Below are 23554 nucleotides of genomic sequence, written 5' to 3' on the forward strand. Positions count from 1 at the left end.
GTCAGGTCGGCACCCTCTCCAGCGCAGTCAGGAAGTCGGCCACCAGGTCGGCGGTGTCCTCGATGCCGGTGGAGACGCGCACCAGGCCCGCGCCGATCCCGGTCGCGGCGAGCTGCTCGGCGTCCACGATCCCGGCCCACATCGAGCGCGGGTGCACCACCAGCGTGCTGACGCTGCCGAGGCTGGCCGCCCGCTTCGCCAGGCGCAGCCCGGCCAGCAGCGCCGCCGCGCCGTCGCGGCCGGCGGTCAGCTCGACGCCGAGCACCCCGCCGAACCCGGTCATCTGCCGGCGGGCCAGCTCGTGCTGGGGGTGCGAGGGCAGCCCGGGATGGCGGACCCGGGCCACCGCCGGGTGGCCCTGCAGCGCCTCGGCCAGCGCGAGCGCGTTGGCGTTGTGCCGCTCCACCCGCAGCGACAGGGTGCGCAGGCCGCGCAGCAGCAGCCAGGCGTCCACCGGGCCGAGCGTGGCGCCGGTGACGATCGACGTCCGCCACACCCGCTCGATCAGCTCCGCGCCGCCGGCCACCACCCCGGCGGACACGTCGGAGTGTCCGCCGAGGAACTTCGTGCCGCTGTGCCAGACCAGGTCCGCGCCGGCCGCCAGCGGGCGCTGGTTCACCGGGGTGGCGAACGTGTTGTCCACCACCACCAGCGCGCCGGCCGCGTGCGCCACCTCGACGACGGCGGCCAGGTCGGTCAGTTCCAGCAGCGGGTTGCTCGGCGTCTCCACCAGCACCAGCCGGGTCTCCGGCCGCAGCGCCCGGGCGAACGCGTCGGCGTCGGTCTGGTCGACCTGGGTGCAGTCCACACCGAAGCGCGGCAGCAGCCCGGTGGCCAGCGAGGTGGTGCCGCCGTACGTGCTGCGCTGCACCACCACGTGGTCGCCGGCGGCGAGCAGGGCCAGCGCGACAGTGCTGATCGCGCCCATCCCGGACGCGGTGACCAGCCCGGTCTCCGCGCCCTCCAGCGCGGCGACCACGGCGGCCACCTGCGCGTGGTTCGGGTTGCCGTAGCGGGTGTAGAACGCGCTGCCGCGCGCCTCGGTGGCGATCTCGGTGAACCGCTCGTCGGACTCGGCGCTGAACGTGGCGCTCTGCACGATCGGCGGCGCGACCGCCCCGCCCGGGACCAGGCCGTCGTCGCCGTGCACCGCGGCGGTGCCGAACCCGGTCATGTGCGGGCCACCCGGTCCACCAGCGCCCGGTAGCTGCCCAGCGCGGTGAACTCCGGCAGCGTCAGGTCGCTGCCGTGGCGCTGGCGCAGCACGGTGACCAGCCGCAGTGCGCGCAGCGAGTCACCGCCGGCGGCGAGGAAACCGGACTCCGGGTCGCGCGGCGCGGTGCCCAGCACCTCCTGCCAGGCCGCCGCCACCCGCTCCGCCCACTCCTGCCGGGCATCGCCGCCGGGTGCCGGCGTGTCACCGGCCACCGACGGCAGCGGCGCGTCCGGGTCGGCCGCCAGCAACCGGCGGAAGCCGTCGGCCAGCGCGTCCACCCGGTCGGCCGGGACGTGCCGGTGGTCGTACTGGACCATCAGCCCGAGCCGCCCGGCGTTCAGCTCGGCGTCGACGGCGAGGCTGAACGCCACGTCCACGGTCACCCCACGACTGTCCACGATGCGGCTGCCGTCGCCGGCCGGACGCGGCGGGAAGTGCGTCCAGTTGAAGAAGTGGTCGAAGCGCGGGCCCGCGCCGCCGGCCCGGACGATCTCGGCGAGCGGGAAGCGGTGGCGTCCCATCAGCTCCCGCTCGGCCCGCCACGCCTCGGCGGCCAGCTCGGCCACCGACCGGGTGCCCAGCGTGAGGCGCACCGGCAGCGTGTTGAGGAACAGCCCGAGCGTGGCCGCGCTGCCCTCGCCCTCCGGCCGCCCGCCGACCACCAGGCCGCTGACCACGTCGTCCCGGCCGGCCAGCTCCCCGAGCAACCGCAGGTGCACGGCGAACAGCCAGGACTTGACCGGCACGCCGGCGTCCCGGGCGCCCTCGGCCACCCGCTCGGTGGTGCCGGCCCGCAGCGGCACCCGCTGCGTGGTGGTGGTCCTCGGCTGCGCGCCACCCACCAGCAGCGGCGGCGCGGCACCCGCGCCGTCCAACCAGAACCGGCGGGTCGCCGGGTCGGCCAGCGCCGCCCGCTCGGCCGCCACGTACTCCCGGAACGGCAGCCCGGCGTCGACGGGCGCGGGAGTGCCGGCCCGCTCCCGGTCGTACCCGGCGAGCAGGTCGGACAGGAGCAGGTGCAGGCTCCAGCCGTCGAGGACACTGTGGTGCTCGGCGACCAGCAGCGTGAACCCGTCGCCGCCGGTGCGGACCGCGTGCAGCCGCAGCAGCGGTGGTCGGGTCCAGTCGAACGGGCGGCGGCGCTCCTCGGCGACCAGCGCGTCGACCCGGGCCCGGCGGGCCGGCGCGTCGAGGCCGGTCAGGTCCGTCACCGGCAGGTCGACCGGCACCCGCGCGTGCACGAGCTGCAACGGCTCGGCGTACCTGCCGAGCGCGAAACCGGTCCGCAGCACCGGGTGCGCGTCCACCAGGGCGGCGAGCGCGCGGCGCAGCGCCGGCCCGTCCAGCGGCGCGGCCACCTCGTGTGCGGTGACGTTGTGGTAGACGGCCGGGTCACCGGTCAGCTCGCCGTGGTAGACCATCCCGAGCTGGAGCGCGGTCATCGGGTACGCGTCGGCCAGCCCGTCCGGCAGCCGCTCCCGGTCGGCGGCGCCGACCAGCGTGAACCGGCCGTCGTGGGCGGCCGGCTCGGGGATGACGCCGTCGAGCGTGATCCGGCCGTGCGCGACCAGCTCCCGGATGGTCTGGTGGGTGAAGATGTCGTTGAGCTGGAACGACAACCCGCGCTTCTGCGCCGCCACCTGCATCTGGATGCTGCGGATGGAGTCGCCGCCGAGCGCGAAGAAGCTGTCCGTCACGCCGAACGTGGCCACCCCGAGCACCTCGCGCCACGCCTCGACCAGGATCTCCTCGGCCCGGTTGGCCGGTGTCGCCGCCGGGTCGCCGGTCGGGCGCGCCGGCGCGGGCGCGGGCAGCGCCGCCCGGTCGAGCTTGCCGTTGCGGGTCAGCGGCAGCTCGTCGAGGACCACCACCGCGGCCGGCACCAGGTGCGCCGGCAGCCGCTCGGCCAGCCACTCCCGGGGCGGCGCGACGGATCCGGCAGCCGGCGCCGCGTCCACGACCGGACCCGCGGCGGCGTACTCCGGGCGGACCGCGTGCAGGGTGTGCCGGTCGGTGCCGGCGAGCAGGTCGTCCTGGCGGGTGAGCACGGTGAAGCCGCGCGCCTCCAGCAGCGCCACCAGCGCGGCCAGCCGGCCGGCGGTGGCGGTGCCGGGCGCGTCGTGCACCTCCATGGCGACCTGCGCGACCAGCGGCCAGTGCCGGTCGTCCAGCCCGGCCAGCACGTCCGCCTCGGCGCGCTGCACGTCGATCTTCAGCAGGTCGACCCGGGCCGGGGCCAGCTCGTCCAGCACTGCCGACAGCGGTCGCACCGGCACGGTCAGCTCCCGGCCGGCGAACCGCTCGGCGAGCAGCTCGTCGGCGCGGTCGAGCAGCACGTCCCGCTCACCCGCGCCGGCGTCCCGCTCGTTGGCCAGGTACCGCTTGATCACGCCGATCTCGACGTCCGGGTCGGCGTACGCGGCGTGGCCGGACATCATCGAGTAGCCCGGGTAGTAGGTGAACGACACGTCTCCCGGCTCCCGGGACAGCCCGTGCGCGTGCACCGTGGCCGGCACGCCGAACTCGGCGACGTTGCGGCGCAACGCCTCGACCACCGCCGGCACCGGCTCGAACGCGTGGATCGTCGCGTCCGGACAGACCTGGTGCACGAAGAGCGAGAACATGCCGATGTTCGCGCCCACGTCCAACACCGTCGCGCCGGGACGCAGCACGATCCCGTCGCGCAGGTAGACCCGCTGCGTGAAGATCTCGTCGTACAGGTAGCGGGTCTCGTGCGGGTTGATCCCGGTGACCCGGGTCAGGTCCAGCCCGGCGCGGGGCCGGACGTAGGCGACCAGCCGGTCGCCGTACCCGTCGTCGTCGCGGGCGACCACGGCGGCGTCGGCCACCTCCGGGTGGCCGCGCAGCACGGCGGCGACCTCGCCCGGCTCGACCCGGAAGCCGTGGATCTTCACCTGGTCGTCGAGCCGGCCCAGGTAGCGCAGCCGCCGCTCGGCGTCGAAGCGGACCCGGTCCCCGGTGCGGTAGACCCGCTCGACGCCGCCGTCGGGCAGCGGCAGCGCCACGAACCGGCGGGCGGTGGCCTCGTCGTCGCCCGGGTAGCCGTCGGCGAGCTGCGGGCCGACCACGCACAGCTCCCCGGCCACGCCCGGCGGCACCGGGCGCAGCCGCTCGTCGAGCACCCGGACCGCGACGCCCGGCAGCGGGCGACCGATCGTCGGCGGCTCGCCGGCCCGGATCGCCGCGACCGTGGTGTCCACCGTGCACTCGGTCGGGCCGTACAGGTTGACCGCGCGCACGCCCGGCAGCGCCGCCACCTCGGCCCACAGGTCCTCGCCGACCGCCTCGCCGCCGAGCAGCAGCAGCCCGGGCAGCGGGGCGTCACCCGCGCCGGCGAGCAGGATCCGCGCCTGCGACGGGGTCAGGTCGAGCACGTCGACCCGGTGCTCCGCGAGCGTGGCGGCGAGCGCGGCGCCGTCGCGGCGCACGTCCTCCGGCACCAGGAACAGGCTCCGCCCCTGGGCGAGCTGCACGAGCTGCTTCACCGAGGCGTCGAACGTCAGCGGCGCGTTCACCGCCACCCGGAGCCCGGCCGGACGGCCCGCGTACACCGTCGCCTCCAGCGCGCCGGCCAGGTGCGCGGCGGCGGCGTGCGACACCCGCACCGGCCGGGGCGTGCCGGTCGAGCCGGAGGTGAAGATGACGTACGCCGGGTCGGTCGGGGCGGGCGCGACCGGCGGTGGACCGCCGGCCGCGACCAGCTCGCCCACCGACACGGTGGCCGGCCCGCCGACGCCGACCACGCACTCCGCGCCGACCGCGCGCAGCTGCGCGGCCAGGCGGGGCCCCGGAGCGTCCGGGTCGAGCGGCACGAACACCGCGCCGGCCCGCAGCACGCCGAGGAACGCCACCACGGTGTCCCGGGAGCGGGCCGCGAGCACGCCCACCGGCGCGCCGGCCAGGCCGCGCGCGGCCAGCGCCGCGGCCACCCGCGCGGCCCGCCGGTCCAGCTCCCCGGCCGGGTACGCGCCGTCGGCCGCCACCACGGCCGGGGCCTGCGGTGCCATCCCGGCCAGGCCCGCGTCGAGCAGGTTGACGAGGGTACGCGTGGACGCCGCGCCCGCCGTGCCGCCGGCCTCGGACAGCCAGCTCGCCTCCCCGGCGCCCAGCACCGCCAGCGGCGCGTCCCCGGCCAGCGCGGCCGGCAGGCTGCGCAACACCGCCACCAGCGAGTCGAGCAGCCACTGCCCGCCGGTGACCCGGAGCGTGACCTCGTCGCCGCCGCTGTTGCCGGTGCCGGTGCCGGGGCTCACGGTGAGCCGGGGGCCGGTCGGCGGCGGCGGGACGGGCACCTCGGCGGTCGGCGCACCCAGGGCGGCCAGGGTGTCCGGGGCGACGGCCGGCTGCACCGCGAACCCGGCGACCGCCCCGGTGCTCTCGTCGACCGGGTCGACCAGGTGGAACGTCTCGTCGGCGGTGGCCTCGGCGGCGCGTACCGCGGCCAGCAGCTCGGCCGGCGCGGCCGGCAGCGGCAGGGCCAGCCGCAGCGGGCCGTAACCACCCAGCGGGCCGACCACGCCGGCGGTGCCCTCGGCCCGCCGGCCGTCGTGCCAGCGGGCCAACACCAGGTCCGCGTCGTCGGCCTCGTCGGGCGCCTCCGCCCGGCGGGCCACCGCGAGCGCCCAGGCGGCCAGCAGCACCGTGTCGACGGCGCAGCCGGCGGCCTCGGCGAGCCCGGCCAGGTCGGCGGCGGGCAGCGTGGCGGTGACCACCGCGCCCGGGTCGTCGCCGTGCGGCTCGACCAGCCGGGCGGCCGGCGCGACCGGTGCCGGCCTCGGGGCCTGCTCCCGCTCCTCCACCTGCCACTCGGTGACGTCGAGGAACTGCAACGCCTCCTCCTCGGCCGGCGGCAGGTTACCCGCGTACGCCCGGGCCAGGTCGGCCAGGACCAGGCGCAGGCTGGCCGGGTCGGCGACCAGCGGGGTAGCGGCCAGCTCCAGCGTGTCGTCGGTGAGCGTCACCGACAGCTCGCCCTGCGCGCCGACGGTGACGGTGCGGTCGTCGTCCACGTCCTGCAGCGGCACCCGCAGGCCGGGGTGGTGCACCAGGGTCAGCCGCAGCGCCTCGTGCCGGGCCACCACCGCGTCGACGGCGGCCTGCAGCCGGGCCGCGTCGAGCGGCCGGTCCAGCCGCACCCGGGCCCGGACCAGGTCCTGCTTGCCGGCCCAGGCCAGCCGCTGGACCGGGGACAGACGGTATCCGTTCACCACACACTCCGGTTGACGTAGAGGTCGGACATGGCGACCAGGATCTGCCGGTCGCCGGTGAAGGGTTCCCGGCCGTGGGTGGCCAGGAAGTTGTCCACCACCAGCACGTCGCCGCGCCGCCAGGGCACGGAGATCGCGTGCTGCCGGTACAGCTCACGGATGCCGCCGACCACCTCGTCCGGGATCGGCTCGCCGTCGCCGTAGTGGGCGTTGCGGGGCAGCCCCTCCGGGCCGTACTCGCGCAGTAGCGCGCCGGCCACCTCCGGCGGCATGTTCGACACGTGGAACAGGTGGGCGTGGTTGAACCACACCGTCTCCCCGGTACGCGGGTGGGTGGCCGTCGCCTGCCGCCGTGCCACGGTCCGCAGCCCGTCGTCGCCCAGCCAGGTGAACTCCGTCGCCGACGCGGCGCAGTACGCCTCCACCTCCGCCCGGTCGGTGGTCTGGAACGCCTCCTGCCAGGGCAGGTCCAGGTGCGGGCCGTAGTTGCGCACGTAGCGCACCCCGTCCCGGGCGAACCGTTCCCGCACCTCCGCCGGGATCAGCGGGGTGATCACCCGCTCGGCGGCGAGCGGGGTCGCGCCGCCGCTGCCGGTGGCCGGCTGCGCGCAGTGGAAGTAGAGGTGGGTCGGCCAGTTGTGCGAGTACGACATCTCATGGTGCAGCGGGATCCACTGGGCGGCGTTGAACTCGGTGGAGGTGAACACCTTGTCGGCCACCTCGTGCCGGGGCGCGGCCCGCTCCAGGTAGCCGAGCAGCTCCGGACCGACCGCCCGGGCCGCCCGACCGAAGTCGTCGGCGCTGCGCACGTCGAAGCCGCGGAAGAACACCGCGGCGTGCCGGTCCAGGTCGGCCAGCAGCTCGGCCCGCCGCCCGGCGAGCCAGCCGGCCAGGTCGAGGTCGGGCACGGCGGCCTCGACCAGCAGCACGAAGTCGTCCGGACCGAGCGTGCGGCGGGTCACCGGCGCGGTGGCGGTGCCGCCGACGGCGCGGCGGCGCGGTCCCGGGGCGCTCATGCTCGGCCGCCTTCCGGGCCCAGCTCCGGCGCGGCCACCGGGTCGGACATCGCGGTGAGGATCCGCCGGGGCGGGGTGAACGGCTCCCGGGCGTGCGCGGCGAGCATGTTCTCCACCAGCAGCACGTCCCCCTCCCGCCAGTCGAACGAGCGGGTCTCCGCGGCGTACGCGGCCCGCAGCTCGGCCAGCACCTCGTCTCCGATGGGCGTGCCGTCGCCGTACGCGGTCTGGTAGGGCAGGTCCTCCTCGGCCAGCGCGGCCCGCAGGCCGGCGCTCACGTCCGCCGGCAGCGAGGTGACGTGGAAGAACAACGCGTGGTTGAACCAGGTGCGTTCCCCGGTGACCGGGTGCCGCCGCACCGCCGGGCGCACCTGCCGGGTGCGCAACTGCGTCTCGCCCACCCACTCCACGTCGATCAGGGCACGCGCGCAGTACGCCTCGACCTCGGCACGGGAGTCGGTCTGGAACGCGGTCTGCCAGGACAGGCTGATGCCGGGCAGGTAGTTGCGCCGGTAGAGCACGCCCCGCCGCTCGAACCCGGCGACCGTCTCCGGGCGCAGCCGGGCCAGCACCCGGCGGCTGTCCGCCAGCGGCGTACGCCCACCGGCGGCGGGCGCGACCTCGCAGTGGAACACGATGCGCAGCGGCCAGGTGACCGTGTAGGACTGCTCGTTGTGCAGCACGATGGGCTGGTCGGCCGGGTGCTCGGTGGAGGTGTAGACGCCCTCGGTGACCCGGCTGCGCGGCGAGGACCGCTCGCCGTAGGCCAGCACGTCGCCGGAGAGCGCCGCCATCACCGCGCGGAAGTCGTCCGCGCCGGCCACCGCGAAGCCCCGGAACAGCACCGCGCCGGCGCGGCGGGCCAGCTCGTCCACCTCGTCGCGGTGCCCGGCCAGCCAGCCGGCCAGGTCCACGTCGGGCACGGTGGCGCGCACCAGCGCCGGCAGCGGGCCGCCGGGCCAGTCCGGTCGTACGTCCACCAGGTTCCGTTCCCGGCCGCGGCGGGGGACGGGCCGCGCGACCCGGATCTGATCGGTCATCTCTCACTCCCAGCGGTGTCGACGCAGTCGGCGAGACTGCGCCGGGGGTCGGCGGCGGCGGTACGCAGCAGCGCGGTGAGGCGGCGGTGCCACGCCACCACGGTGTGGTGGTCGAACAGGTCGGTGCGGTAGGTCCAGAGCGCGTCCAGCCCGTCCCGCCGGTCGTCGAGCCAGAGCGTCAGGTCGAGGCGGGCCGCGTCCGGGGTCAGCTCGACGCCGGTGAACTCGCCACCGGCCACGCTGCGGTGCCGGGCGGGCGGGGCGTTCTGCACCCCGAACGCCACCTGGACCAGCGGGTTGCGGTCCGGAAGGCGGTCCGGGCGCAGCCGCTCCACCAGCAGGTCGAACGGGACGTCCTGGCGGGCGGCGGCGAACAGCGTGACCCGTCGCGCCTCGGCGAGCAGGTCGGCGAAGGTCCGGTCCGGGGCCGGTCGCAGGCGCAGCGGCAGCGTGTTGACGTAGCAACCGACGCCGCGCTCGGCGGCCACGCTGGTACGCCCGGCGAACGCGACGCCAACCAGCAGGTCGTCCCGGCCGGTGGCGGCGCCGAGCAGCGCGGCGAACCCGGCCAGTCCGACCATGTGCAGGCTGGCGCGGCTCGTACGGGCCAACTCCCGTACCGCCACCGCCGTCGCGGGGTCCACAGTGGTCCGCAGCGCGGCCCCGGCCACCCGGCCGCGGTTGTTAAGCGGGGCCCCCTCCTCTACCGGAGGCGTTAAGCGGGGGCCCCGCCTTACCTCCAGGAGGGTGGGGGCGCCGCGCAGCTCGCGCAGCAGCTCATCGAGGGCGCGCCGGCCGGCGGCGCCGGCCAGCCAGGCGTGCTGCGCGGCGGCCAGGGCGGCCGGCCCCGGCGCCGGCTCGGCGGGCGCGTCCGGGTCGTCGTAGGCCTCCGCGAGGTCCCGCACCAGCACCCCGAACGACCAGTCGTCGGCGACCGCGTGGTGCACCACCAGCAGCAGCGCCTCCGCCCGGCCGGCGGCGTCCGGCAGCAGGTGTGCGCGCAGCAGCGGCCCGGTCGCCAGGTCCATCGGCGTCGCGGTGGCCTCGACGGTCAGCCGGGCGAGCCGGGCGTCGAGCGGGACGCCCGGCTCGGGCGGCGCGACGACGAGGTCCGGCCGGGCGTCCGGGCGGACCACCTGCACCGGCCCCTCCGGCCCGGTGGGGAGGACGGTACGCAGCGCGGGATGCCTGTCGACCACCCGGTGCAGCGCCCGGGTCAGCCGGTCCGCCTCCAGGGGCGCGGCGAAGCGGACCGCGAACGCCAGCAGGTAGGACGTGTCGGCCGGGTCGAGCCGGTGCAGGAACCAGAACCGCCGTTGCGCCGCGGAGAGCGGCGCCGGCCGGTCACCGGCCGGGGATCCGGCCGCTGCCGGCTCATCCCTGGCCGGGGCGAGCGCGTCGAGGTGGGCGGCGAGCGCGGCGACGGTCGGGTGCGCGAACAGGTCGCCGGGGTCGATCCGGTGACCGGTCACGTCGGTCAGCCGGGTGGCGCACCGGACGGCCAGCAGCGAGTCGCCGCCGAGCGCGAGGAAGTCGTCGTCCGGGCCGCTGACCGGGACGCCGAGTAGTTCCCGCCACACCGCCGCCACCAGCGCGCCGGTCGCGTCGAGCCGGCCGGAGCCGGGGGCGGAGCCGAGGTCCGGCGCGGGCAGGGCCGCCCGGTCCACCTTGCCGTTGGGGAGCGTGGGCAGCCGGTCCAGCCAGACCACGGCAGCCGGCACCAGCGGCGCCGGCAGCACCTCGGCCAGCCGGGCCCGGACGTCGTCGCGCCGGTCGCCGACCAGATAGCCGACCAGCAGCGGGTCCCCGCTCGGGCCGGGCCGGACGGCGGCGGTCGCCTCGCGTACGCCGGGCAGGGCGGCGAGCCGGGCGGCCACCTCGCCCGGTTCGATCCGGTAGCCGCGCAGCTTCACCTGGTCGTCGAGCCGGCCCAGGTAGGCCAGTTGCCCGTCCGGGCGCAGCCGGACCCGGTCGCCGGTGCGGTACATCCGCTCGCCGGGGCGGAACGGGTCCGGCCGGAACCGGGCCTCGGTCTCCGCCGGCCGGTCCAGATAGCCGCGGGCCAGCCCGGCGCCGGCCAGGTGCAGCTCGCCGGACTCGCCGGGCGGCACCGGCCGGCCGTCCGGGTCGAGCACGTACGCCCGGGTGCCCGGCAACGGCCGGCCGATCGGCGGATCACCGCCGTCCGGCGGCACCTCGGCCCAGGTCGAGTACGTGGTGTCCTCGGACGGGCCGTACAGGTTGCACAGCCGGCGCACGTGTGGACGCGCCCACACCCGGGCGGCCAGCGCGGCGGTCAGCGGCTCACCGGCCAGGCAGACCGTGCGGACGCCCGGCGGCAGCGCCCCGGCGGTGAGCAGCTCGCCCATCGCGGCCGGCACGGTGTTGACGAGCGTCACCGGCAGCCGGTCCGCGCCCGGTGCGGCCAGCGCCAGCACGTCGTCGACGAGCAGCACCCGACCGCCCCAGGCGAGCGGGCCGAAGATCTCGAAGACGGACAGGTCGAAGCAGACCGAGGTGGCGGCGAGCATCCCGCCCAGCTCGGTGTCGTCGAAGGTCTGGCGCACCCAGTGCAGCAGCGTCGACGCCGAGCGGTGCTCGATCGCCACGCCCTTGGGCCGCCCGGTGGAGCCGGAGGTGTAGATGACGTACGCCAGGTCGTCCGCGGCGACCGGGGCCGCCGGGTCGGTGGCGTCGCCGGCCGGGTCGAGCCGGTCGGTCAGCACGGTCGGGCCGGGGAACCGGTCGGCGAGGCCGGCGGTGGTCAGCACCAGCCGGGCCCCCGAGTCGGCGGTCATGAACGCCACCCGGGCCGCCGGGTACGCCGGGTCCAGCGGCACGTACGCGGCCCCGGCCTTGAGCACGGCGAGCAGCGCGACCACCAGGTCCGGCGTGCGCGGCAGGCAGACGCCGACCCGGTCGCCGCGCGCGACGCCGTCGGCCAGCAGCACCCGGGCCAGCCGGTTCGCCGCCTCGTCGAGGTCCCGGTAGGAGAGCGCGGTGTCGCCCCGCCGGACCGCCTCCGCGTCCGGGGTCCGGGCGGCCTGCGCGGCGACCATCCGGTGCAGGCAGTCCACAGTGGTCGACACCCCGCCGGGGCGGCGGGCGGCGGCGCGTCGGGTGGGTCCGGCGGGCCGGGCGGGCGCGCTCACCGGGCACCACCCACGGCGGCGAGGCGGCGGTCCGCCTCCTCCTGGATCCGGTCCTTGTCGGCCAGGACCACGCGGCCCGGGTCGTTGTCCGGCAGCTCGTCCTCCAGCCGCCGGATCCGCCGGTACGCGATGCCGCCGGCGGCGAGCGCCAGCGCGCAGAGCCCGGCCAGGATCGCGGCCAGCGCCATGCCCCGCCCCGGCCCGGTGCCGACCAACCCGGCCAGCGGGCCGCCGGGGCGGGCCAGCGGGGCGAGCACGTGCTCGGCGAGCGGCCCGGCGCTGAGGAAACCGGCCGGCACCATCAGCCAGGACAGCATCTGCGCCATGGCGAGCACCCGCCCCTGCAACTCCAGGCCCACCTTGGCCTGCACGATGGCCAGCCAGTGCGTGTTCACCAGCGCGGTGGCCAGGCCCATGCCGAACAGGCCGAGCGCCGGGAACAGCGGGTCCGGCCGCAGCCCGACGGTGAGCAGCGAGACGCCGAGCAGCACGACGCCGGACAGGATGCCGGTGGTCCGCCGGGCGGTGCCGCCCCAGACGCCCATCAGCACCGAACCGACGACCATGCCGACGCCGCTGGCGGCCAGCACCCGGCCGAGCACCGCCGGGTCGCCGAAGGAGAGCGTGAGCGGGGTGACCAGCACCTCGACCATGGCGAAGAAGTAGTTGAGCGACGCGACCAGGACGACCAGGGCGACCAGCCCGCGCCGCCGGACGATGAACCGCCAGCCGCCCAGCACCTCGCGCCGGAACGGCTCCTCCCGCCGGACGAAGAGCGTGTCCGGGAAGCGGACCGACAGCGTCACGGTCACCGCCACCACGAAGGTGACCAGGTCGATCACCACGATGCCGCGCAGCCCGACCGCGAGCACCAGCGCGCCGCCGACCAGCGGGGCCAGCACGGTGCTGGTGGCGGTGCCGAGCGAGACGATGCCGTTGGCCCGCCCGTAGTAGCGCTTCGGCACCAGCTGGGTGACCGCCGCCTGGTAGGCGGGTTGCTGGAACGCGGTGGCCACGGCGGTGACGGTGATCGCGGTGAGGATGTGCCAGAGGTGCAGCTGACCGAGCCAGAGCAGCAGTGCCAGGCTCACCGTGCCGGTGGCGGCCAGGCAGTCGGCGAGCACCATGATTCGCCGGCGGTCCCACCGGTCGGCGAGCGCGCCGGCGATCGGCGAGAGCACCACGGCCGGCAGCAACGCCAGCACGGTGGCGGTGGCGAACAGCGACACCGAGCCGGTGCGCTGGTAGACCCACAGGCCCATGCCGAACGCGGTCAGTCCGCTGCCGATCAGCGAGACCAGTTGGCCGATCGCGACCAGGTAGAACACCGCCAGGCTGGGCGCCGCCCGCCGCGTCGCGACGTCCGCCGTGGTCGCGCCCGCCGGGGCGGTCCGGGCCGCCTGCTCCGGCCCGGCCTTTCCGGGTACGGCGGCAGGTCGGGCCGCGTCCTCCGGCCCGGATCGGGCGGTGGCGCCGTCCGGGGCGGCGGCGCAGTGCGCCAGGATGATCGCGGCCAGCTCGGCCGGCTGGTGCTTGGCGAAGTAGTGGCCGGCGCCGTCGATCACCTCCAGCGACACCCGGTCGGCGAAGAACTCCCACTCCAGGTAACGCTCCTGGTAGAGCTCGGTGGCCCGGTCGCCGCCGCCGACCACGCAGACCAGCGGCGCGGACAGCTTCGCCGGCAGGCCGGCGGCGTAGACGTCGGTGTAGTAGTCCTCGCCCCGGGCCGAGTCGGCCAGGACCACCCGCATCACGAAGTCCTTCTCGGCCGCGTCGAAGACCTCGGTGAAGAAGCCCATCGCGCGCAGCGACTCCAGCGTGCGCCGCTTCGACGCCCAGCGTTCCACCGGGAACCACCGGCGCAGCCAGCCGAACACCCGGCCGGGCAGCCGGGGCGCGGGGAAGTGCGCGCCGATCACCACGCCGGTCACCTCGACGCCGGCCGCCTCCAACCGGCGGGCCAGCTCCACCGCCTCGGCGCCGCCGACGCAGTGCCCGTACACCGCCACCGGGCCGGTGATCTGCCCGACCACCTCGGCCACGCAGCGGTCCACCAGCTCGTCCAGGTCGAGCATCGGCTCGTCCGGGCGGTTCAGGTCGTGCCCGGGGCGTTCCAGGGCGTAGAGCGACACCCCGGCCGGCAGGGCGTCCGCGAGCGGCTGGAAGGTGATCGCGGAGCCGCCGCCGAACGGTACGCAGAGCAGCGTCAGCGTGGTCGTGGTGCCCGGCCGGGCCGGCGTCAGCTCGTGCAGCAGCCTCCCGGCCGAGCCGCCGGTGGCGTCCAGGTGCGCGGTCAGCGCCCGGATGGTCGGGTGGCGGAACAGGTCCAGCACGCTGATCGCCGGGTCGCTGCCGGCCAGCGCCTTGATCGCGCGGAACGAGTCGCCACCCAGGTCGAAGAAGTCGTCGTCGATGCCGACCCGGTCGTACCCGAGAACCTCCGCCCAGCGGCGGGCCAGCGCCGCCCGCAGCGGGGTGTCCGGCTCGCCGGCACCCGCCGCGGCCCGGTCGCGCCGGGGCGCCGGCAGGGCCCCCCGGTCGACCTTGCCGTTGGCGTTGAGCGGCATCCGGTTCAGCGGCACGAACGCCGACGGCACCATGTAGTCCGGCAGCCAGGTCCGGGCGTACGCCCGCCAGGGCGCCGGATCGGCGGCGAAGTCGGCGGTCAGCGCGCTCCCGGCGTCCGGCTCGGGCCCGCCGGCCAGGGTCAGGTAGGCCACCACGGACTTCTCGCCCGCGTCCTCGCGGACCACCACGGCCGCGTCGCGGACCGCGTCGTGCCGGCGCAGCACCGCCTCGATCTCGCCCAGCTCGATCCGGAAGCCGCGCACCTTCACCTGCGAGTCGCCCCGGCCGAGGAACTCGATCCGGCCGTCGGCCAGCCGCCGGCCGAGGTCGCCGGTGCGGTAGAGCCGGCCGCCGCCGGCCGGGTCGGGCACGAACCGCGCGGCGGTCAGCGCCGGGTCGCCGTGGTAGTCGCGGGCCAGCCCCGGCCCGCCCAGGTGGATCTCGCCGGGCACGCCCACCGGGACCGGTCGCGCCGCCGCGTCGAGCACGTACGCCCGCATGTTGCCGATCGGCCGCCCGATCGTGGGCCGGGTCTCCGCCGCGGTGATCCGGTCCATGGTGGCCCAGACCGCGGCCTCGGTCGGCCCGTACAGGTTCCACAGCGCGTCGACCCGGCCGGCCAGTTGCCGGGCCAGCGGCGCGGGCACCGCCTCGCCGCCGCAGACCGCGGTCAGCCCGGGCGTGCCGGTCCACCCGGCCTCGATCAGCAGCCGCCAGGTCGTCGGCGTGCCCTGGGCCAGCGTGACCCGCTCGGCGGCGAGCAGCGCGGCCAGCCGGGACGCGTCGTAGGCGACGTCCCGGTCCACCAGCAGCATCCGGGCGCCGACCACCAGCGGCAGGAACAGCTCCGGCACGGACATGTCGAAGGCGAAGCTGGCCATCGCCAGCATGGTGCCGTCGCGGGTCAGGCCGGGGCGCGCGCGCATCGCGGCGAGCGTGTTGACCACCGCCCCGTGGGTGACCCGGACACCCTTGGGCCGCCCGGTCGAGCCGGAGGTGTAGATCAGGTACGCCAGGTGGTCCGGCCCGGCCGACGGCGGGGGTGCGGTGTCCGGCTCCCCGGCCGCGTCCGGCGTCAGCACCGTCCCGTCGAAGCCGGCGAACCGGTCGGCCAGGCCCGGCTCGGTGACCAGCACCGGGGCGCCGCTGTGCGTCAGCACGTAACGTTGCCGCTCCACCGGGTACTCCGGGTCCACCGGCACGTACGCGCCGCCGGCCTTGAGCACGCCGAGCAGCGCGACCGGCAGCTCGGCCGAGCGGGGCAGGCAGACCGCGACCGGCACGTCCGGGCCGACGCCGGCCCGGCGCAGCCGGTGCGCCAGCCGGTTGGCACGGGCGTCCAGCGTGGCGTAGTCCAGTGTGGCGGCACCGAACGTCACGGCCGGCCGGTGGGGGTTCGTCGCCACCTGGTGGGCGACGAGGTCGACGAGCGTCGGCACCCGGCCGGGCGGGGTGTCCCAGCCGGCCGGCGCGTCGGTGTCGTTCCACTCGGCGAGTCGGGCGTGCTCGGCGGCGGTGAGCAGCGGCAGCGCCGCCAGCCGGGTGTCCGGGGCGGCGATCGCGGCGGCGAGCAGCGTCTCCAGGTGGCCGACCATCCGCTCGGCGGTGGCGGCGTCGAACAGCGCGGTGTTGTACTCCAGCCGGAACCGCAGCCCCTCGGGCACCTCGTACGCGTACAGCGCCAGGTCCTGCTGGGCGATGCCGGGCTCGACCGCGAACGGGGTCATCCGGACCCCGGCCGCGTCCACGTCCCGCTGCTCCGGCACGTTGAGCAGGTTGAACATCACCTGGAACAGCGGGTTGCGGCTCAGGTCGCGGGGCGCGTCGACCAGGTCCACCAGCCGTTCGAAGGGCACCTCCTGGTGCGCGTACGCGTCCAGCGCGGTGCGCCGGACCCGGCCGAGCAGTTCGGTGAACGTCCAGTCCCCGTCCAGCACGGTCCGCATCGGCAGCATGTTGACGAAGAAGCCGACCAGCGGCTCCAGTTCGGCGCGGACCCGGCCGGCGACCGGGGTGCCGACGCAGACGTCGCGCTGGCCGCTCCACCGGAAGAGCAACGTCTGCCACGCGGCCAGCAACGTCATCGCCAGCGTGGCGCCGTGCTCCTGACCGAACCGGCGCACCGCGTCGGCGGCCGGCCGGGGCAGGACCAGCGTGCTCACCGCGCCGTCGAACGTCTGCACCGGCGGGCGCGGCCGGTCGGTGGGCAGTTCCAGGGCGGCCGGCACCCCGGCGAGCTGCGCCCGCCAGTACGCCAGGTCCGGGCTGTCCTTCGCGGCCAGCCGGCCGCGCTGCCAACGCGCGTAGTCGCCGTACTGGACGTCCGGTTCGGGCAGCGGGTCGGCGCGTCCCTCCCGCGCGGCGGCGTAGCGCAGGGCCACCTCGCGGGCCACCACGCCCAGCGACCAGCCGTCGGAGACGGCGTGGTGCATGGTCAGCGACAGCACGTGCCGGTCGTCGGCGACGCGCAGCAGCACGGCCCGGAACAGCGGCCCGTCGGTCAGGTCGAAGGGGCGTCGCACGTCGGCGGCGAGGGCGGCGTGCACCCAGCCGGGCAGCGTCCCGGCCACCGCCGGCTCGACGATGCTCACCGGTACGGTCGGGTCCGGGTCGGCCGGGGCGGTGAGCACCGGCAGCTCCACCGGCCCGGCCGGGAGCACCCGCTGGACCGGGTCGCCGTCCGCGCCGAGCGGGAACACGGTGCGCAGCGCCTCGTGCCGCCGCACCAGCCCGGCCAGCGCGGCGCACAGCGCGTCCCGGTCGAGCACGCCGTCGAGCAGCAGCGTGGTGCCGACGGTGTAGGCGTTCTGCGCGTACGCCTGGTCGAGGAACCACAGGCGGTGCTGGCCGGAGGAGAGCGGCGCCGGGCCGGCGTCCGGCGCGGCGCGGGGGATGCGCTCCCCGGCGGGCGGTTCCGCCGGGGACGGGTCGGCCGCGCGCGGTGCCGGCCGGTCGACGTCGCCGGGCACCGGCAGCGCCGTCGTCAGCGCCGCGACGGTGGGCCGGGCGAAGACCGTCTCCAGCGGCACCGCTACGCCGAGGCGGGCGCGCAGCCGCACCACCACCTGGGTGGCGAGCAGCGAGTGCCCGCCCAGTTCGAAGAAGTCGTCGTGCGCGCCGATCGGCCGGATGCCGAGCAGGTCGGCCCAGACCTCGGCCACCGCCTCCTGGGCCGGGCCGGCCGGCGCCACGTACGCGGTGCTCAGCTCCGGCCGGTTGCCGGTGTCACCCGGCTCCACCTCGGCCGGCGCGTCGGGCGCCGGCGTGACCGCCGCCGGGCCCGGCCCGGTCGCCGCCGGGACCGTGCCCGGTCGCGGAGCGGGCGCGATCCAGTGGCGGCGCCGCTCGAACGGGTAGCCGGGCAGCGGGACCCGCCGGTCGCCGTCGCCGTGGAACCGGTCCACGTCGAGCGGGACGCCGGCCAGCCAGAGCCGGCCCACCGCGTCGAGCAGCGTCGTCAGGTCGTCGGCGTCGGCGCGGGGATGCCGCATCGCCGCCACCGCGTGGGTCGGGCGCACCCCGGCCAGCCGGGCCAGGCCGCCGAGCGCGTGCCCGGGGCCCAGCTCCACCACGGCCGCCTCCTGCTCGGCGCAGAGCGCCGCCGCCTCGGCGAACCGGACCGGCTCCCGCAGGTGCCGCACCCAGTACGCCGGATCGGTGACCAGGCCCGGGGTGACCGGCCCGCCGGTCAGGTTGCTCAGGAAGGGCCGCTCGGGCTCGGCGTAGTCGACAGTGGCGGCGTGCGCGGCGAACTCGTCCAGGATCTCGTCGAGCAGCGCGGAGTGGTAGCCGCGGGCCACCCGTAGCGGTCGGCAGTCGACGCCGTCGGCGGTCAGCCGGTCCCGCAGCCGGCCGACCGCCGCCGGGTCGCCGGAGACCACGCACAGCTCCGGGGCGTTCACCGCGGCCAGCGACAGCCCGTCGTCGAGCAGCCCGGTCACCGCCGCCTCGGGCAGCCCCACCGCGAGCATCGCCCCGGCCGGCGTGCGTTCCGCCAGCTCGCCGCGCACCCGCACCAGGCGCAGCGCGTCGGCGAGGGAGAAGACGCCGGCCAGGCAGGCGGCCACGTACTCGCCGAGGCTGTGCCCGACCATCAGGTCTCCGGTGACGCCCCGGGCCAGCAGCGTGCGGGCCAGCGCGTACTCGGTGACGAAGAGCGCGGGCTGCACCAGGGCGGGACGGTCGAGCAGCCGCTGCGCCGCCGCGTGTGCGCCCGGCGCCGGGTCGAGCACGGTGCGCAGGGCCCGGCCCAGGTCGGCGCCGAGCAGGTCGACGCACTCGTCCACCACGGCCCGGTAGGTCGGCCCGGCCCGGTGCAGCCCGGCGCCCATCGCGACGTGCTGGGCGCCGTGCCCGGGGAAGGCGAACACCAGCGTCCGGCGGCCGCCCGGGTGCGCCCCGGTGAACCGGCGGGCCGGCGTGTCCAGCGCGGACACCGCGTCGGCCGGGTCCGCCGCCACCACGTACCGCCGGTGGGTCATCGGCTGCCGGCGGCCCAGCGCCGCCGCGACGTCCGCGAGCGCCACCTGGGGGCGGGCGTCGAGGTGGTCGCGCAGCTGCCCGGTGGCGCGCTCCAGCGCCGCCGGGGTACGCGCCGACACCACCAGCAGCCGTGGCCCCGGCGCGGCCGGAACCGGCTCCGTGGCCGGCGCCGCCGGCGGCTCCTCCAGCACCACGTGCGCGTTCGTGCCGCCCATGCCGAACGAGCTGACCCCGGCCCGGCGCGGACCGTCGGCCGCCCACGGGCCGGCGGCGCGGTCGAGCCGGAACGGGCCGGTCGTGACGTCGATCGCCGGGTGCGGCCGGTCCACGTTGATGGTCGGCGGCAGGGTGCGCGTCCACAGCGCCATCACGGTCTTGATCAGGCCGGCCACGCCGGCCGCCGCGTCGGTGTGCCCGATGTTGGCCTTCACCGAGCCGAGCCCGCAGAAGCCCCGCGCGTCGGTGCCGCGCCGGAACGCCTCGGTCAGCGCGGTGACCTCGATCGGGTCGCCGAGGCTGGTGCCGGTGCCGTGCGCCTCCACGTAGCCCACCGAGCGGGGGCTCACCCCGGCGCTGGCCAGCGCCCGGCTGATCACCTCGACCTGCCCGGCGACGCCCGGCGCGGTGTAGCCGGTGCGGCGTGCCCCGTCGTTGTTGATCGCCGAGCCGCGGATCACCGCGTAGACCGTGTCGCCGTCGGCGAGCGCGTCGGCCAGCCGCTTGAGCACCACCACGCCCACGCCGCTGGACTCGATGCTGCCGCGCGCGTCCGCGCTGAACGGCCGGCAGTGCCCGTCGGGGGAGTAGATGCCGCCGTCGTGCCAGAGGTAGCCGCGTCGCTGGGCGGGAAAGACGCTGACGCCACCGGCCAGCACCACGTCGGACTCACCGGTGAGCAGGCTCTGCCGGCCGAGGTGCACGGCCACCAGCGAGGTCGAGCAGGCGGTGGCGACGGTGACCGCGGGGCCGGTCAGGTCGAGCTGGTAGGCGACGCGGCTGAGCAGGAAGTCCTTGTCGTTGCCGAGCGAGATCTGGTGTTCGCTGAGCCCGTCGGTCAGCTCCGGGTGACCGGTGAGGTGGTCGAGCAGGTAGGAGCTGCGACCCGAGCCGGCGAACAGCCCGACCCGGCCGGGGTGGCGGGACGGGTCGTGGCCGGCGTGCTCCAGCGCGTGCCAGGCGCACTCCAGCAGCAGCCGGTGCTGCGGGTCCAGCGTCTCCGCCTCGCGCGGGGTGACGCCGAAGAACGACGCGTCGAACTCGTCGATGCCGGGCAGGAAGGTGCCGGCCCGCACGTACGCCGGGTCGTCGATCCGGGCCGGGTCCGCGCCGTCGGCGAGCATCTCCTCGACGGTGAACTCACCCACCGACTCCACCCCGTCGCGGATGTTCGCCCAGAACTCGTCCACCGTGCGGGCGCCGGGGAACCGGCAGGCCATGCCGACCACGGCGACCGGCCCGTCGGCCGGGCCGGCGGTCGGGGCCGGCCGCGGGACGGGCGGCGCCGCCGGTTGCGGGTCCGCGCCGGTCGACGTCACGCCGACGAGGTACGTGGCCAGCGACTCGGGCGTGGGATGGCGGAACAGGTCGGTGGCGGTCAGCACGTCGCCGAGCCGGTCCCGGAGCCGGTCGAGCACGGCCAGCAGCCGCATCGAGTGCCCGCCCAGGTCGAAGAAGTTGTCCCGCGGGCCGACCTCGTCGACGCCCAGCACCTCGCGCCACACCCGGGTGACCAGCCGCTCCAGGCGTACCCGGTCGGCGTCCCACCGTCCCGACGTGCTGGTGCCGGCGCCGGCCGGCTCCCGACCGGCGGCCTCGGGCCCGGTCCGGACGGTGGTCGCGGGATCGCCCGGGGCCGCGGTTCCGGGACCGGTCACGCCGGTGAACCGGCGGACGTCGCGCGGGCCCGGTGCGGGGAGCGCGTCCGGGTCGACCTTGCCGTTGCCGGTCAGCGGCAGCGCGTCGAGCCGCACGAACGCGGCCGGCACCAGCCAGGACGGCAGCTCGGCGGCGAGCGTGGCGGACAACCCCGCCGGGTCCGCCCCGTCGCCGGCCAGGTAGGCGACGAGGCGCGGGTCGGTCGGGTCGTCGTGGCGCAGCTGGACGGTCACGTCGGCGCGCGGCCGGTGCCGCCGGATCGCCGCCTCGATCTCGCCGCACTCGATCCGGTAGCCGCGCACCTTGACCTGCCGGTCGGTACGACCCAGGTAGTCCAGGACCCCGTCCGGGCGGCGGCGCGCCAGGTCGCCGGTGCGGTACAGGCGCGCGCCGGGCCCGGCGAACGGGTCCGGCCGGAACCGTTCGGCGGTGCGGTCCGGCTGCCCCAGGTAGCCGCGCGCCACCCCGGCGCCGCCGACGTACAGCTCGCCGACCACACCCACCGGCACCGGGTTGCCCCACGTGTCGAGCAGGTGCAGCGCGGTGTTGGCGATCGGCCGGCCGATCGGCACCGAGCCGTCGGTCGGGGTGTCCGGCGCCACCTCGTACGCGGCGCAGCCGACCACGGTCTCGGTCGGGCCGTACTCGTTGACCAGCGCGGTCTCCGGCGCGTGCGCCCGCCACGGGGCGACCTGGTCGGCGCGCAGGTTCTCGCCGCCGATGACGAAGCAGCGGGTCCGCCCGGCCAGTTCCGCCGGGCGCAGCTGGTGCGTGACCAGCTCCAACTGGGCCGGGGTGAGCTTGACCAGGCCGAACGGGGTGTCGGTGTCGCGCAGCGCCTCGCCCAGCGCGGCCGGGCCGAGGTGCTCGCCGATCATCCGGACCGTGGCGCCGGCGGCCAGCGGCACCAGCAGGCTCGTCACGGTCAGGTCGAACCCGACCGACGAGTGCAGCGGGACCACGTCGCCGGCGCGCAGCCGGTAGGCCTGGGTGGCCCAGCGCACGTAGTTGGCGACCCCCCGGTGGGTCACCATGACGCCCTTCGGGCGGCCGGTCGACCCGGAGGTGTGGATGACGTACGCCAGGTCGTCCGGGGTGGGCGCGGGCCGTCGTCGCGGCCGTCGTCGCGGTCCGCCGCGTGCCGGCTCGGCCGGTGTCGCCGTGGTGTCCGGCACCAGCAGGGCCGCGTCCCCGGGCACCAGGTGCGCCAGCTCGGCGCAGGTGAGCACGGTCCGGGCCGCGGTGTCGTCGATCAGGTGCCGCAGCCGGGCCGGCGGGTTCGCCGGGTCCAGCGGGACGTACGCCGCGCCGGCCCGCAGCACCGCCAGCACCGCCACGGTGAATCCGACCGTGCGGGGCAGCAGCACCCCGACCAGGCCGCCGACGCCGACGCCCCGCGCGCGCAGCGTCTCCGCCAGCGCCTCGGCCCGGGCGTGCAGCTCCCGGTAGCTCAGCGCGGCCACGTCGTCGGTCACCGCCACCCCGTCGGGGGTACGCCGGGCCTGCTCCTCGATCAGCACGTGGACCGGCTCGTCCGACCCGTCGGGTGTGGCGGTGCGGTTCCACTCGTCGACCAGCCGCCGGTGTTCGGCGGCGGTGAGCATCGCGGCCGAGCCGACCGGCGCGCCGGGGTCGGCCAGCAGCGACGTCAGCAGCGTCTGGTAGTGCCCGGCGAGGCGGGTCATCGTCTCGGTGTCGAACAGGTCGGTGCGGTACTCCAGCACGGTCCGCAGACCCCGGTCGTCCTCCCGGACGGCGACCGTCAGGTCGAACTTGGCGGTCTGCGCCGGCACCTCGACGGCGCTCACCTGGAGGCCGTCCAGCCGGGGCGGGGCGGCCTCGCGGCCGTACACGAACATCACCTGGAACAGCGGGTCGAAGCCGGCCCGGCGGGCCGGGCGCAGCGTCTCCAGCACCGTCGAGAAGGGAAGCTCCTCCCGGCTCAGGGCGTCGAGCACGGCGTCGCGCACCCGGCCCAGCACCGTGTCGAAGGACGGGTCGTCGTCCAGCCGGGCCCGGATCACGACGGTGTTGAGCAGCAGGCCGACGAGCCGCCGGGTCTCCGGACCGCGCCGGCCGGCCACCGGCGTGCCGACCACCACGTCCCGCTCGCCGGTCCACCGGGCCAACAGCACGTGCAGCACCGCCAGCAGCACCATGTACGGCGACACCCGCGCGCGCCGGCAGAACGCGGCCAGCTCCTCGGCGGGCACCTCCAGCGGCACCGCGAGGGTGGCGCCCGCGTGGGACGGCACCGCCGGCCGTGGTCCCCGGGTGGGCAGGTCGAGCGCCGTCGGCGCGCCGGCGAGCTGCTCCCGCCAGTAGTCGAGCTGGGCCGAGGCCTCCGCCCCGGCGAGCCAGTCCCGTTGCCGGATCGCGTGGTCGCGGCAGTCGCCGGTCACCGGGTCCAGCGCCGCCGGCCGCCCCGCGCGGTGGGCCGCGTAGAGCCGTTCCCACTCCTCGTGCAGGATGCCCAGCGACCATTCGTCGACAGCGACGTGGTGGATGGTCAGCAGCAGTACGTGCTCCTCCGGCGCGCAGCGCACCAGCTCGGCCCGGAGCAGCGGCCCCCGCGTCAGGTCGAGCGGCTCGCGGGCGGCGGCCCGCAGCCGGGTGGCCACCTCCCGATCGCGCTGCCAGCTCGGCAGGCCGCTGAGGTCGTGCGCCCGCAGCAGCCCAGGGCGCGGTGGGTGGACCACCTGGACCAGCCGGGTGCCGTCGCCGCCGGGCGCGGGCGCGAGGGTGGTGCGCAGCGCGGCGTGCCGGGCCACCAGGTCGTCGAGGGTCGCGGAGAGCGCCGGTACGTCGAGCGGGCCGTGCAGCCGGTAGGCCAACGGCACCAGATAGCCGCCCGAACCGGGGTCGAGCCGGTCCAGTTGCCACATCTGGCGCTGGGCCGCGGTGGCCGGCGCGGGGCGGCCGGGGTCGGGCCGCTCCGGTGTGGCCGGTCGCCGGGTCCGCAGGACGTCGGTCATCG

6 protein-coding genes are annotated in these 23554 nt (G+C 76.8%); all 6 read right to left on the reverse strand.

From position 1 onward, the window contains the following. Nucleotide 1: 1 nt before the first annotated feature. The 6 genes from GA0070213_RS28525 to GA0070213_RS28550 are packed head-to-tail and all read right to left on the reverse strand — an operon-like array spanning nucleotide 2 to nucleotide 23552. Nucleotides 2-1174 carry a trans-sulfuration enzyme family protein gene (locus GA0070213_RS28525; RefSeq protein ID WP_091071420.1) on the reverse strand — a complete coding sequence of 391 codons (1173 nt, stop codon included), beginning with the start codon at nucleotides 1172-1174 and terminating at the stop codon, nucleotides 2-4. Then, nucleotides 1171-6444 (reverse strand): non-ribosomal peptide synthetase, encoded by a 5274-nt coding sequence (locus GA0070213_RS28530; RefSeq protein ID WP_139128740.1) that lies wholly within the window; start codon nucleotides 6442-6444, stop codon nucleotides 1171-1173. The genes GA0070213_RS28525 and GA0070213_RS28530 overlap by 4 nt, the downstream gene beginning before the upstream one ends. Beyond that, complete coding sequence (locus tag GA0070213_RS28535) at nucleotides 6441-7460, reverse strand: TauD/TfdA family dioxygenase (RefSeq protein WP_091071425.1); 1020 nt, start codon at nucleotides 7458-7460, stop codon at nucleotides 6441-6443. The genes GA0070213_RS28530 and GA0070213_RS28535 overlap by 4 nt, the downstream gene beginning before the upstream one ends. Then, nucleotides 7457-8500, reverse strand: a complete 1044-nt coding sequence (locus GA0070213_RS28540) for a TauD/TfdA family dioxygenase (RefSeq protein WP_091071428.1) — start codon at nucleotides 8498-8500, stop codon at nucleotides 7457-7459. The genes GA0070213_RS28535 and GA0070213_RS28540 overlap by 4 nt, the downstream gene beginning before the upstream one ends. After that, nucleotides 8497-11652 (reverse strand): non-ribosomal peptide synthetase, encoded by a 3156-nt coding sequence (locus tag GA0070213_RS28545; RefSeq protein ID WP_139128741.1) that lies wholly within the window; start codon nucleotides 11650-11652, stop codon nucleotides 8497-8499. Before GA0070213_RS28545 ends, GA0070213_RS28540 begins: the two co-directional genes overlap by 4 nt. Further along, nucleotides 11649-23552, reverse strand: coding sequence for a non-ribosomal peptide synthetase/type I polyketide synthase (locus GA0070213_RS28550; RefSeq protein WP_175441542.1), 11904 nt, complete (start codon nucleotides 23550-23552; stop codon nucleotides 11649-11651). The genes GA0070213_RS28545 and GA0070213_RS28550 overlap by 4 nt, the downstream gene beginning before the upstream one ends. Nucleotides 23553-23554 lie beyond the last annotated feature (2 nt).

Origin of the sequence: Micromonospora humi (assembly GCF_900090105.1) — a bacterium.
Taxonomy (GTDB): domain Bacteria; phylum Actinomycetota; class Actinomycetes; order Mycobacteriales; family Micromonosporaceae; genus Micromonospora; species Micromonospora humi.

Excerpts from the sequence above, each read along its gene's own strand:
- GA0070213_RS28525 (WP_091071420.1), bottom strand. The coding sequence starts at position 1,174 with ATGACCGGGTTCGGCACCGCCGCGGTGCACGGCGACGACGGCCTGGTC.
- GA0070213_RS28535 (WP_091071425.1), bottom strand. The coding sequence starts at position 7,460 with ATGAGCGCCCCGGGACCGCGCCGCCGCGCCGTCGGCGGCACCGCCACC.
- GA0070213_RS28540 (WP_091071428.1), bottom strand. The coding sequence starts at position 8,500 with ATGACCGATCAGATCCGGGTCGCGCGGCCCGTCCCCCGCCGCGGCCGG.
- GA0070213_RS28550 (WP_175441542.1), bottom strand. The coding sequence starts at position 23,552 with ATGACCGACGTCCTGCGGACCCGGCGACCGGCCACACCGGAGCGGCCC.